12 protein-coding genes are annotated in these 12,893 nt (G+C 40.1%); 10 read left to right on the top strand and 2 right to left on the bottom strand.

Annotation, left to right across the window (positions count from 1 at the left end; translation table 11 throughout):
* The first annotated feature begins 60 nt into the window (after positions 1-60).
* Both dcd and IQ31_RS17005 read left to right on the top strand, forming a co-directional pair.
* Positions 61-597, top strand: coding sequence for a dCTP deaminase (dcd, locus tag IQ31_RS17010; protein WP_046673098.1), 537 nt, complete (start codon positions 61-63; stop codon positions 595-597).
* The gene (locus IQ31_RS17005) at positions 597-1,706 is read left to right on the top strand and encodes an MBL fold metallo-hydrolase (protein WP_208734289.1); all 1,110 of its coding nucleotides are present in this window, start codon (positions 597-599) and stop codon (positions 1,704-1,706) included. The genes dcd and IQ31_RS17005 overlap by 1 nt, the downstream gene beginning before the upstream one ends.
* 3 nt (positions 1,707-1,709) lie before the next feature.
* Here IQ31_RS17005 and IQ31_RS17000 read toward each other — a convergent pair whose 3' ends face one another.
* Positions 1,710-2,945 (bottom strand): glycosyltransferase, encoded by a 1,236-nt coding sequence (locus tag IQ31_RS17000; protein WP_145328799.1) that lies wholly within the window; start codon positions 2,943-2,945, stop codon positions 1,710-1,712.
* Between the two features lie 125 nt (positions 2,946-3,070).
* Between IQ31_RS17000 and IQ31_RS16995 the strand changes: the two genes are divergently transcribed.
* The 6 genes from IQ31_RS16995 to IQ31_RS16970 all read left to right on the top strand — a co-directional run bounded on the left by IQ31_RS16995 (position 3,071) and on the right by IQ31_RS16970 (position 10,138).
* A complete protein-coding gene (locus tag IQ31_RS16995) occupies positions 3,071-5,665 on the top strand; it encodes a phosphatidylglycerol lysyltransferase domain-containing protein (RefSeq protein WP_070561493.1) in 2,595 nt (864 codons plus the stop codon).
* 21 nt (positions 5,666-5,686) lie between these two features.
* A complete protein-coding gene (locus IQ31_RS16990; protein WP_145328797.1) occupies positions 5,687-6,355 on the top strand; it encodes an AcvB/VirJ family lysyl-phosphatidylglycerol hydrolase in 669 nt (222 codons plus the stop codon).
* A gap of 174 nt (positions 6,356-6,529) precedes the next feature.
* Positions 6,530-7,570: an Atu2307/SP_0267 family LLM class monooxygenase gene (locus IQ31_RS16985; RefSeq protein WP_145328795.1), complete on the top strand. Its 1,041-nt coding sequence runs from the start codon at positions 6,530-6,532 to the stop codon at positions 7,568-7,570.
* A 71-nt stretch (positions 7,571-7,641) separates the two neighbouring features.
* Positions 7,642-8,223: a MiaE family protein gene (locus IQ31_RS16980; RefSeq protein ID WP_070561487.1), complete on the top strand. Its 582-nt coding sequence runs from the start codon at positions 7,642-7,644 to the stop codon at positions 8,221-8,223.
* 74 nt (positions 8,224-8,297) lie between these two features.
* The gene (gene rlmN, locus IQ31_RS16975) at positions 8,298-9,398 is read left to right on the top strand and encodes a dual-specificity RNA methyltransferase RlmN (protein WP_376747253.1); all 1,101 of its coding nucleotides are present in this window, start codon (positions 8,298-8,300) and stop codon (positions 9,396-9,398) included.
* Positions 9,399-9,439: 41 nt separating this feature from the next.
* Positions 9,440-10,138 (top strand): ComF family protein, encoded by a 699-nt coding sequence (locus IQ31_RS16970; protein WP_145328793.1) that lies wholly within the window; start codon positions 9,440-9,442, stop codon positions 10,136-10,138.
* Positions 10,139-10,322: 184 nt separating this feature from the next.
* Here the strand turns inward: IQ31_RS16970 and IQ31_RS16965 are convergent, their stop codons facing one another.
* Positions 10,323-10,706: a VanZ family protein gene (locus tag IQ31_RS16965; RefSeq protein ID WP_244294516.1), complete on the bottom strand. Its 384-nt coding sequence runs from the start codon at positions 10,704-10,706 to the stop codon at positions 10,323-10,325.
* 152 nt (positions 10,707-10,858) lie between these two features.
* On the opposite strand from IQ31_RS16965, the gene IQ31_RS16960 reads away from it, so the two are divergent.
* Both IQ31_RS16960 and IQ31_RS16955 read left to right on the top strand, forming a co-directional pair.
* The gene (locus IQ31_RS16960) at positions 10,859-11,230 is read left to right on the top strand and encodes a PadR family transcriptional regulator (protein ID WP_046673104.1); all 372 of its coding nucleotides are present in this window, start codon (positions 10,859-10,861) and stop codon (positions 11,228-11,230) included.
* On the top strand, positions 11,223-12,893 hold the full coding sequence (locus IQ31_RS16955; protein WP_145328791.1) for a PspC domain-containing protein: 1,671 nt from the start codon (positions 11,223-11,225) through the stop codon (positions 12,891-12,893). The genes IQ31_RS16960 and IQ31_RS16955 overlap by 8 nt, the downstream gene beginning before the upstream one ends.

The following is a 12,893-nucleotide window of genomic DNA, read 5'->3' as shown; positions in this document are numbered from 1 at the left end:
GGAGAACTGTATTTTTGAATTTGTATAGCATTGCCTGACGCTTTTGCTATTTTGATACACATGATTTTATCTGATAAAAGAATTCTCGAAGAGATTGAAAATGGCAGTATTGTCATTCAACCATTTGATCGTAAATGTTTGGGAACAAATTCCTACGATGTGCATTTGGGTAAATATTTGGCAACGTATGCAGACCGTGTACTTGATGCCAAGAAACACAATGAAATTCAGCATTTTGAAATCCCGGAAGAAGGTTTTGTATTGGAACCCAATACCCTTTATTTAGGCGTTACGCAAGAATACACCGAGACGCATAAGCATGTTCCTTTTTTAGAGGGCAAATCGAGTACTGGTCGCTTAGGGATAGATATCCATGCAACTGCAGGAAAGGGTGACGTCGGTTTCTGTAATACCTGGACCTTGGAAATTTCGGTTGCCCAACCTGTTCGGGTTTACGCGGGAATGCCTATTGGACAATTGATCTATTTTGCTGTAGAAGGCGATATCGAAACATTTTATAATACCAAAGGTAACGCAAAATACAATGGCAAGACCATCCGTCCGGTGGAATCCATGATGTGGAAGAATAATTTCTGATGCGGAATACGGGATGGATTATTTTAGGGGCTCTATTGATTGTTTTTATCAGTGGAGTACTCTATTATTTTGTTCATCCAATGTTTGGTGGAAGTTTCAAAGGAGCTCGACTGGAACGGATGAAACAGTCACCAAATTTTAAAAATGGTATTTTTCATAATCTCGAAGTAACGCCATCGTTGAAAGGCGATGTGAATATGGCCTCTTTGCTGTGGGATTTCCTTTTCAACAAAAATCCCCACTTGAAACCAATCAACGTATTGCCTGCTATAGAATGCGATTTAGCACATCTTCCCGCAGATGACGCTCTGATTTGGTTTGGTCACTCCTCCTACCTGATGAAGTTAGACGGGAAATTAATATTGGTTGATCCGGTGTTCAGCCAAAATGCTTCTCCTATCCCAGGTAGCAATAAAGCATTTAAGATGTCTGTCGACTATGCGACGATGGTTTTTCCGAAAATTGACTATTTGTTTATCTCTCATGATCATTACGATCATCTGGACTATGAGACTGTTGTGAAATTGAGGGATAAAGTCGGTCAGGTGATTTGTGGTCTTGGCGTGGGGGCGCATTTTGAATCTTGGGGATATAAGGCCGACCAGATCATCGAGGGTGATTGGTACGACCAGATAAAACTGGCGCCCGATTTTCAGGTAACCTTCACTCCCGCAAGGCACTTTTCGGGACGAAGATTTACACGGAATAATACCTTGTGGACATCCTTTGTGTTAAAAACTTCCCAGTACACTATTTTCTTGGGTGGAGACAGCGGATATGGTAAGCACTTCAAAAAGATAGGTGACCAATTCGGTCCATTTGATTTAGCAATCTTGGAAAATGGCCAATATAACGATGCCTGGCATTATATCCATTCCTTACCTGACGAATGGGCTGCTGAAACGAAGGATCTGAAAGCTCAAGCTATTTTGCCCGTTCATTCTTCTAAGTTCGCGTTGGCTATGCACGACTGGAAAGAGCCAATGGAGAAATTTTACGAGACAGCGAACGAAGAACAGATCACTCTCCTTACGCCAAAAATAGGGGAAATGATCCATTTTAATAGATTAGATACAGTATACGCGCCTTGGTGGCGTAACGTCAACTAAAATCTATTTATTTTTTTCCTCAATCCATAAAGACATATATTTTGTGCTTTGCATCGTGTGGTGCAACAATATCTGACTAATAAAGTTTTGTTGGCGGTGCCTGTCAATCTGCGCTTTTAACAAAGATAGATTCGTCATAAAGTCGGCCTGATACTTTCGTTTTTCATAACGTTCGTTGATAATACGGATACCATGTTCTTGGGCCGTTTTCCAAAGATCTTCGTTTTCGTAAAGCTCGACAGTCTTTCGGCAGAAAGTTTCGTGATCGTCTTCGATAAAACCATTCCAGTCCAAATTACCCTTCATGGCTTCTGCTCCAACTGTCGTGGTGACAGATGGTGTGCCGGTTTGCATGGCGTCGATAAACTTTCCTTTTACGCCGGCACCAAATTGAATTGGAGCGACCAGTACACGGTAGTTTTCCATGGTAAGGCGAGCAGATTCCGCCCGTCCCTTGATCAGGAAATTCTCTTTAGAGTTGTTTAACTGGAGTACTTTTTGGGTTGCGTAGGCACCATAAATGTGCAATTCTACTTTGGGAAGCATCTTCCGTAATTGGGGCCAGATTTGTGTTTTTAGATATTGAACCGTATGCCAGTTCGGCTCATGGATAAAATTTCCGATAAATAATAAGTTCTTACGCTCTTCAAAGGGCTTCCATTGATTAATTTCAGTAGAACTGATCTCATTTTCCAGGAAAGGGAGGTAATAGAGGATGTCGGGTGAAATTCGAAATTCTTCGATAAGAATCTTCATTTCGGATTCGGAGATAATCAAGGAGAGGTCACTTCGCAGAATAGAGGCAATTTCACGTTTAGCGGTGTCCGTAAATAACTCTTGAAAGGAGAAATCACCTTTATTTTTGACGGACGCCTGTCTCGCCTGGCGTAAAAAATGCAAGTCTTCCGTGTCGAGTACGCGAAGTGCGTTAGGGCATTGCTGGGCAACGCGCCAACCATATTGCTCCTCCACCATAAAACGATCAAAAACAACAATATCGGGTTGTAGTTGAGTAATGAAATCGTCAAAGCTATCGCTATTGAGCACGATTGCTTGTTCATGTATCCCGAGAGACTGCAAAGGGGCACTATAAGGTGACTTCGCAGCAGCCGAAGCAAATGTAATGTGATAAGAGCGGGTAGTGAACGTTTCAATTAATTGCATCATGCGAAAACCCGCCGCTGAAGATGTTGGCTCTGGCCACACAAGTCCGATGAACAAAACCTTTTTCTCTTTCATGCAGGAAAATTACTGATTAATGTGAAAAGAATTGACGAAAAATTAACAATTAGTCATTTTCAAACGATTAGCTTTATTTTAGTGTTTATAATATATTTAAAGGTTATTCATCATTAAACGATCATATGGCCAAAACTATTGCTCAACGGATTCGACATTTTTCGCCAAAGACCTATTGGAAGGAATTAATAGCTGTTTTGGTTATCTTATTGGCCTTCGTATTTTTTAGAAATGAGCGGAAAGAGCTTGCCGCAATTATTCCGCAGTTGCGCACGGCCAACCTAACCTGGGTTTCAGTTGGAGTTGGAATTACCATCGTCTATATTGTGCTTCAGGGATTGATGTATGTGCAGAGTTTTAAAGCGATCGGTCTTTCTATTAATCTGAGAATCGCCATTGATCTTTTCCTGAAGAGAAATTTACTCAGTGTGTTTCTTCCTGCAGGTGGGATTAGTTCTTTGGCATATACAACAACGGAGTTGCGGAAAAGAAATTTGAATACGACTCAAATTCACCAAGCAGGGGCGCTGTATGGCTATGTCGGACTACTGACGGTGTTTATGATTGGTGTACCTGTTATATTGTATACGATCTGGCATAATAAAAATTTTGGTGACGCCTGGATCTCATTGGTGGTTTTGGGACTGCTCCTGGCTGTCGTATTTTGGCTGGTCTGGTCTTTTCGAACACACAAAGGCATTTATCGCTGGGTCGAATTAAAGTTTCCTGCTGTAGCCTCTAACATCGATGAAATATTTTCAGGGGAAGTCAAGCTAAAATATTTGTTGGGTACCATGTTGGCGTCCATGGTCGTCGAATGTTGCGGTATTGCCCATGCTTTTGTAAGTATGTATGCTCTTGGTTTGGAACACTCCTTCGAGGCTGCGGCTATTGCCTATACTGTTTCGGTCGTATTGATGATTGTTTCTCCTTTTCTACGGGGCCTTGGGGCTGTAGAGCTGACCATGCTGTATATTTTTAAAGCGTACGGCTACTCGCAGGCAGAAGGATTGGGCATTACAATTCTCTATCGGGCATTCGAATTTTGGCTTCCATTACTCTTGGGAATCCTTGCCTTTGCATGGCGTGGTAAGCAATTGCTGGCACGTATTGGACCGGCGTTGCTTATATTTTTCTTAGGTGTGGTAAATCTTGTTTCCGTATTGACACCTCCTTTGGCTGATCGTATGAAACTTGATCGTTTTTATTTACCGCTGGAAGCAATTCATGCTTCTAAATTTATGGTATTGGTTTTGGGCTTAGGACTATTGGTAACTTCAGCCTACTTGATTAAAGGTTTCCGTATTGCGTTCTGGATCGCCGTGGTGTTTAGTGCTTTGTCGCTGTTTGGACATGTGTTTAAGGCATTGGACTATGAAGAGGCATCGGTTGCTTTGTTGACGTTGATTTTATTGGCAATGAGCTATAAACAATATCGCATCAAGAGTAATATTCGTTGGGTAAGAATTGGGTTTATCACATTTTTTGTCGCTCTGATAGCGATATGCCTGTTTGATGTGTTGAGTTTTTACTTCATTGATAAGCAACATTTCGGGCTAGACTTTACATGGGGACAATCAATATATCATACGGCACGGAGTTTTCTGTTGTTTGCAGATGATGAATTGATGCCACAAACAGCTTTTGGTCAAGAATTTTTGCGCATCACTCAAGTTTTGGGACTATTTTGTTGGTTCTTATTGATCTATGCACTTGCGCGTCCTCGGCTGATTGATGACGAAGATTCGAGTAGCTCCGAAATGGAGCATGCAGAACAATTACTAATTGAGTTTGGACAGTCTCCGATGGACTTCTTTAAATTGGGAAAAGATAAGAGTCTGTTCTTCTCAGAAGTCTCGGAGGGATTTACCGCTTATCGCTTGGCGAATGAATTTGCTATTGTATTGGATGAACCTGTCTGTGAGCAGGGGGATAAGGAAGAGCTGGTTCAGGAATTTGATCAATATTGTTATGCGAATGGTTTAAAGGCCATTTATTACCGTGTTGATGAAAATAGCTTGGTTCATTTTTCATCTCTTCGTAAGCAGAAAATCACCATTGGACAGGAGGCTGTATTAGAATTGGAAACATTCAAGCTAGAAGGAAAAGACCGTAAGTCATTACGTAATGGACTTAATGCAATTCAAAAAAAGGGTTTTACAACGGAGGTGTTGAAAGCACCGCAGGAAAAAGCAATTATAGACGAGCTAAGATTGATTTCCAATGAATGGTTGAAAGAATTTGATAAAAAGGAAATGGTTTTTTCGCAAGGGATGTTTGATGAAAATGAGCTTATTATGCAAGATATTATTGTATTGAAAAATGAGCAAAATAATATTGTCGCCTTTCTGAATATTATTCCCGATTATGCTAAAGATGAGTGCACTTATGATATGATCCGAAAGTCGCTTGACGCCCCAGGTGGGAGTATGGATGCATTGATTGTTGAGCTTATTGCATATGCTAAAGCCAAAAAGTATGTCTATCTAAATTTGGGCATGGTGCCAATGACGGGCTTGGGAGCGACAGATAGTCCCGCTGAAAAGATTATGAAGTTTGCCTCAACACGATTGGGAAACTTTAAACATTACCATAGTCTGCGTGATTTTAAAGAGAAGTATGCGACATTTTGGGAAAATAAATACCTTATATTTGATAACGATTTTGATCTCTTACAACTTCCTATAGCACTGGTCAAAGTGATGAAACCGAATGAATAGCTTCATGTAAATCTCATACAGATGAAAAAAATAGCCACTTTATTTATAATTGGTAGCATAGCATTTCATGCTTTTGCTCAACAACGTTTGATTGACATGAAATATTGGAATAATAAAGCTGTAGTACCCCTGGTTCTCTATCTGAGTGGAGATGGAGGATTCAATTCGTTCTCAAATAAGCTCTGTGAGCTGATTGCTGGAGCAGGATATACTGTTGCAGCTCTTGATTCAAAAAATTATTTCTGGAAGAAGAAAAGCCCGAAAGAGATAGCAGAAGATATTTCTAATACCTTGAAGACTTTGCTATCCTCACGGCAGAATATGCGTCTTTTCATTGTTGGATATTCATTTGGAGCAGATGCGGTCCCTTTTATTGTTAATCGTTTGGACCCTGTCGTTAAGAAGAACGTAAAGAGCGTTGTTCTTTTAGAGCCTTCTGTATCTACAGATCTGGAGATCCATATAGCCGATATTCTAGGACGAAGTAATATAAAGCGAAGCCTTGATGTCGTCTCGGAAATAAATCGCATGGATGGAGTCAAAACGGGCATCATTCTCGGTGACGATGAGGCCGATTTTCCTGTGCAAAAAATAACGCTTAAGAATTTTACAAAAAAATACCTCTCCGGGGGCCATCATTTTAGTGGAAATGCAGACCAGGTAGCGAAGAATACGGTCGCTCTCTTTTAACTGAGCGGTGTTATTGTCTGCTAGCTTTCTCTTAAGGTGGTTGTACAGTAGTGATAGGCCTTTTACCTTGTCAAAATCGATGAATGCTCTGAAGCTATTCGGATTTCTTGTCCTACATCAATTTAATTAAATGAAGAAGGTCTTAATTTTGATTTAGAATTTAAATAGACAATTATGGAATTAGGAATAGGAATGTTTGGTGACTCGAGGATAGATCCTGTTACAGGTCAGATCCAGGCAGCGCAAGATAGAATGAAAGAAATTATTGAGGAGATCAAGCTTATGGATCAAGTAGGATTGGATTTCTTTGGAATCGGGGAACATCACCGGGCAGATTATGCGGTTGCAGCACCCGAAATTGTCTTGGCTGCTGCTTCTACAGTTACCAAAAATATTAAATTGGGGAGTGCAGTTTCGGTATTGAGTTCTGCGGATCCTGTTAAATTATTTCAGGATTTCGCGGCAGTCGATCTTTTATCCGATGGACGTGCTGAGCTGATGGCTGGAAGAGGATCCTTCATTGAATCCTTCCCTTTATTTGGTTATGATCTGAAAGATTATTCCGAATTATTTGAAGAGAAACTGGAGCTTTTGCTACGATTGAACAAGCAAAATCCAATTACTTGGCGAGGAAATTTTAGAGCACCATTAATCAATCAAGAAGTATTTCCTCGGCCTAAAAATGGATCACTGCCGATCTGGGTTGCTGTAGGTGGTACAACATCTTCTGTTATCCGTGCAGGAAAACTTGGTTTACCGGTTATGTTTGCTATCATCGGCGGCATGTATGAAAGCTTCGATCATTTATTTGAAATGTATCGTCAAGCATATGAGGATAATGGACATGATATGGCTAATTTCCAGGTTGGGGTGCACATGCATGCGTTCTTTGGCGACAACAACACTCAGGTAGCGGATTATTACTATCCGATTTATTCGGCACAGATGGACCGTATCGGAGCAAGTCGGGGTTGGCCACCATACCAACGTACACAATATGACTTTGGAAGATCTTCAAGGGGGCACCTCATTGTTGGGGATGCTAATTATGCTGTAGATAAAATTTTGCAAATACAGGAAAAATTCGGATTGACACGTTTCTCTGCACACATGGATGTGGGCGCTCCTGGGCATAAAGAGATGCTGCGTTCTATAGAGATTTTTGGCGAAAAAATAGCGCCTGAAATTCGAAAGGCTCTTCATAAAGATGCCTAAAGAGCGATTATCATTTTTTTAACGCTGAGATATTCGCTACCTTTGTGGCGTAAATCATTTTAGAGAGTAAGATGCTTGGATTAAAGTTGTTGACAGATCCGCGATGGGCAAACATCGCAGAAGGAAATTTAGAAGAAATTTTGACTGATCATGCCTGGTGTGAGCAAAAGGCTGCTTCAAATGCAATATCATTAATCACAAACAACTCAGAATACGAAGATTTAGTGCATGAACTGACAGCAATTGCTATCGAAGAAATGGAGCATTTTAAGATGGTTATTGATATCATCAAAGAACGTGGCTATACCTTGGGACGTGAAAGAAAAGATGATTATGTTGGCCAATTGATGAAATTCTCTAAAAAAGATGGTAGTAGAAATATGGCTTTTATTGACCGTTTATTATTCGCGGCAATGATTGAAGCCCGAAGCTGCGAACGTTTTAGAGTGCTCTCGCAAAATATTCAAGATAAAGATCTTGCGAAGTTTTACCATGATTTAATGGTGTCTGAGGCAAATCATTATACAACATTTTTAAATTTTGCACGCAAATATACCGTAGACGTCGATGTAGAAAAGCGTTGGAAGGAGTGGTTGGAATTTGAAGGGAAGCTGATTCAGTCGTACGGAAATAAAGAAGCCATTCATGGCTAATCGGACCGCGCTCCTACCTATTTTAAAACACATACATAACAGTTGTCCCGTTCTATTTCTTAGAACGGGATTTTTTGTCACTTATTTATTCTTATCTTTGTACCGTGATTGAAAAAAGTAAAATAATAGATATCAGGAGTTTGTCTTTGGATCAGATCAAAGATCAACTTACAGCGTTGGGGGAGCAGGGCTTTCGTGCGAAGCAGATTTATGAATGGCTTTGGGTAAAATCTTGTGTAGATTTTGATCAGATGAGTAATTTGAGTAAGTCCCTTCGTGAGAAGCTGAAAGCGAATTTTACGATCAATGCAGTAACAGTTAAAGAATCTCAGATCAGCTCGGATAAAACAATTAAAAGTAGTTTTTGGCTGTATGATAACAATATCATTGAAGGGGTGTTGATACCCGCTCCGGAACGAATGACAGCCTGTGTCAGCTCACAGGTGGGCTGTAGCTTGACCTGTAAGTTCTGTGCAACAGGCTATATGGACCGTAAGAGGAACCTCAATGCCGATGAGATTTATGATCAAGTCGTTCTGATCAGCAAGCAAGCCGAAGAGAACTACGGGCAGCCACTGACAAATATCGTTTATATGGGGATGGGTGAGCCTTTGTTGAACTATGCCAATATGATGAAGTCGGTTGAACGCATTACGGCCCCCGACGGATTAAATATGGCTGCTAAGCGGATCACTGTTTCCACTGCGGGTATCGCAAAAATGATTAAAAAATTGGGTGATGACCAGGTACGTTTTAATCTAGCACTTTCTTTGCACGCCGCAAATGATAAAAAGCGAAATGAAATTATGCCGATCAATGAGCAGAACTCACTAAAAGCTCTGGCAGAAGCCCTAAAATATTTTTATGCGAAGACAAAAAGTCCAATTACATTTGAATATATTGTCTTTAACAATTTCAATGACGAATTGGAGGATGCAAAAGAACTTGCTAAGTTCTGTAAACACGTTCCTTGTAAGGTCAACCTGATTGAGTATAATCCTATAGCACTGGCCGATTTCTTAAATGCTGAAGCGGATAAAATCGAGGTATTTGCAAATTATCTAAAAAGTCAAGGTATCATCACGAATGTGAGACGTAGCCGTGGTAAAGATATCGATGCCGCCTGTGGACAATTAGCAATCAAGGACGAGAAAAAGGAGGAAGCCGAGGCATAATCTGAAGGATAGTTCCTATCTTTAATAGGGGAATTTACCAGATGAAATCCGAATTAAATAAGCTTTTTAGCGATTTTGTATCCATCTTTTTTCCAAGAGAATGTGGCTGTTGCGGCTGTGTGCTAAAATATCAGGAAAAGTTTATTTGTGTAGCATGCGATTTCCATTTGCCTTATACTAATTTTCACGAATATTCAGATAACGATACCGCAAGACAGCTTTGGGGGAAAGCTCCAGTGGAAGAGGCCTGTTCTTTTTTGTTCATGCAAAAGGATAGCCGTGTAGAGCACCTCATTTATCAGATTAAATACAATAATCAACCTTTTCTTGCGGAATATTTTGGTTATCTATACGGCTTAAAATTAATAGAAGCAAAGGCCTATCAGAATATCGATTGTATTGTTCCTGTGCCATTACACAAGAGTAAACTCCGAAAAAGAGGCTATAATCAATCCACTTACTTTGGAAGAGGTTTGTCCAGAGCGATGGAAATCCCATTGCGTGAAGATATTTTGGTAAGAAAGAAAGCGACAATTAGCCAAACAGGTAAGGGGCGACTCGACCGTTACGAAAATGTAAGTGATATTTTCGATTGTCAGGCCACTGGGTTGCCGGCCAATGTACACATTCTATTGGTGGACGATGTGTTAACAACAGGCGCTACGATTGTTTCCGCGGCATTAGCACTCTTAGATGCTGCTGACTGTCGGGTATCTATTGCGACTTTAGCAAGGGCCTAGGCCCAATCTAACCCATAGCGTATAGGCTCATTTAAAAATAATAAAATTCGCAACCCGGAAGAACGCGTTCCGATAATTTGATGCGAGTTCCTATAATTTAAGTAGCTAATATATAGACCCAATATATAGATCTGGTAAAGCACTCAATGATAACGAAATCGTCAAAACGAACTCAACCCGGTATTTACGACCTTCGGTTGACATAGTTTAGTAGATAGGCAAACCCGGCCATCCCTATTCCGATGCTGTCGGCAAATAAATCCCACCAATCACCGCTCCGATAAGTAAAAATATAAAGCTGAAGTAATTCTGTCAGGCCAGCGAATAAAAATCCGAGGATAGATACGATAAAAATCGGAAGCCAGCGGGTTGGTTTACCGCTGAATTGCTGGATAACACCATTGTAAAGCAACGTACAGAAAACAAAAAACATACCGCAATGGACTAATTTGTCCATACCTGGATAGGCGGGAACTGCATCAAAATCGTTGCCCGGAAGTGTGCATAAAATAATAACTATTATGGCCCAAATAAAACACCATTTATAGTCTAATAAGATTTTAATCATGGCGTTAAATATCCAAAAATTTCCTGATAGAAATAAAAATATTATGAATTTAAAAATTATTTACCTGTAAATCAGTGTTTTAATAAATTTGTTTTTTTATATGGTACTATGTATTGCATGGTACCATAAAATACATATATCTTTGTATTATTATGATAGCTGAAAATACACAAATCCAAATGAGGAAGGGGATACTTGAATATTGTATCCTATCCATAATTTCTCGAGGAGAAATTTATGCCTCCGATATTATCAGCGAACTGAAGAAAGCTCAATTATTGGTTGTGGAAGGAACCTTATATCCGCTTTTAACACGTCTAAAAAACAATGGCCTGTTAAGCTATATATGGAAGGAGTCAACTTCAGGTCCGCCTAGAAAATATTATGAAATTACCCAAGAAGGGTTAGAAGTCCTTTCGCGACTAGATGTTACCTGGAATGAACTCGTGTTTGCTGTAAACACGTCATTGGTGGGTAGAAACAATGATTCAACTAAACCAGTTAAAGACAATAACGATGAATAAGACAATAATTATCAACATAAATAGTATCGTCTTCCATATTGAAGAGGATGCTTATGAGGTGCTTCGCTCCTACATGATTGATATAAAGAAGCACTTTGGACAATCGGAAGATAGTCGGGAGATTTTAGAGGACATCGAAAATCGTATTTCTGAGATGTTTACTGAAAAGATTCAGGCGGGCAGTAAAGAAGTTTTGAATATGGACGATGTTAATGCTGTGATAGAGCAAATGGGGAGTGTAAGTGATTTTGAATCTGAGGATCAGGATGGTTATGCATCTTTTCAGCGCCAGCCAAATGCAGACGGCTTTAAAGTAGGGAAGAAGCTGATGCGCGACCCTGATGACAAAGTTTTCAGTGGAGTATGTAGTGGACTGGGACATTTTTTTGGCATTGAGGCTAAATGGGTACGTTTACTCTTTGCTTTATTTGTTGTGATCGGTGGATCGGGCGTATTAGTCTATGTCATCCTATGGATCGTCATGCCGCTCGCTGTAACTCGTGCAGATAAGATGGAAATGCGTGGGGAGGCACCGAATATTCAGAACTTCAAACGTTCTTTCGATGAAGAAATGAGCGGGGTGAGGGATTCGTTTTCGAGGGGAATGGACCGTACAGGCGATAGTGTTGCTAAATTATTGCAGGTCTTTGTGAAAGTCATCGGGGTATTCTTTGTTATTATTGTTGGGTTAACGCTCATCGGGTTGATCATTGGACTTATCTTCTTTGCACTGGCTATTGTGAACGTTATCCCTGACGTCATGGACGATTCTGGTCCTTTTTATCTCATGAATCCAAGCGATGTACCTTTTGCTTTGATAGCGGGTTTCTTGGCCATTTTTATCCCTTTTGCTGGATTGTTCTATTTGCTTCTCCGCGTTCTTTTCGAGAAAAAACCAATGAACAATTATTTGACAACCACTTTATTTTTAGTCTGGTTGGCGTCGATAGGCGCAATTATCTACTACGCTACATCGGTAGCAAAGGAATTCAAAGAGTCCAGTACGATTGTTGAAGAGAAGCCACTGCAAAAACAAGCTGTTTATTACTTAAATGAAAATGATATTCGCGTCATCCGCTTAAAAAATGGTGTAAAAAGCGGTTTGGGTATAAAAAACGAAAACCTCTCTACTTATCTGAGACGTAATATTCGTATCCGTGTCGAACGTATCGATTCTCTACAGGAACCTTATGTACGTTATGAGTATTCGGCTAAAGGAAATTCCTATAAAGTCGCAACAGACAGAGCAGGTAAAATTAACTATGCGTTGAGACAAGATAGTACATCATTAACATTTGACAATGCGTTCCAGTTGAATGAAGGTGAGCTCTATCGGGATCAAGAAGTCAATATTACCTTGTTTCTCCCAGTAGGCACCAAGCTGATCATTAATGATAATTTGGAAGATAAATTAAGGGATATTTCATTTTACGAATGTCGTGACCGTTATAGTGAAGACCTAAGGGATGTAAAAGACGTCGAGTTTGTAGTCACGTCACTCGGGTTGAAATGTGCATTGCCACCCAAAAAGTCAGATGACAGTGACGAAACAGATGCTGAAGGCAATGAAGTAATCGCAAATGATACGTCTGTTGTTATCCGTAGAGATACCATTATCAATGTCAAAAAAGATGGTGTTACCATAGAGACAAAAAAGAAATAA

This window comes from Sphingobacterium siyangense (assembly GCF_007830445.1).
Classification (GTDB): Bacteria; Bacteroidota; Bacteroidia; order Sphingobacteriales; family Sphingobacteriaceae; genus Sphingobacterium; species Sphingobacterium siyangense.
Note: the sequence above shows the minus strand (reverse complement) of the source record. Positions and strands in the feature narration are given on the sequence as shown.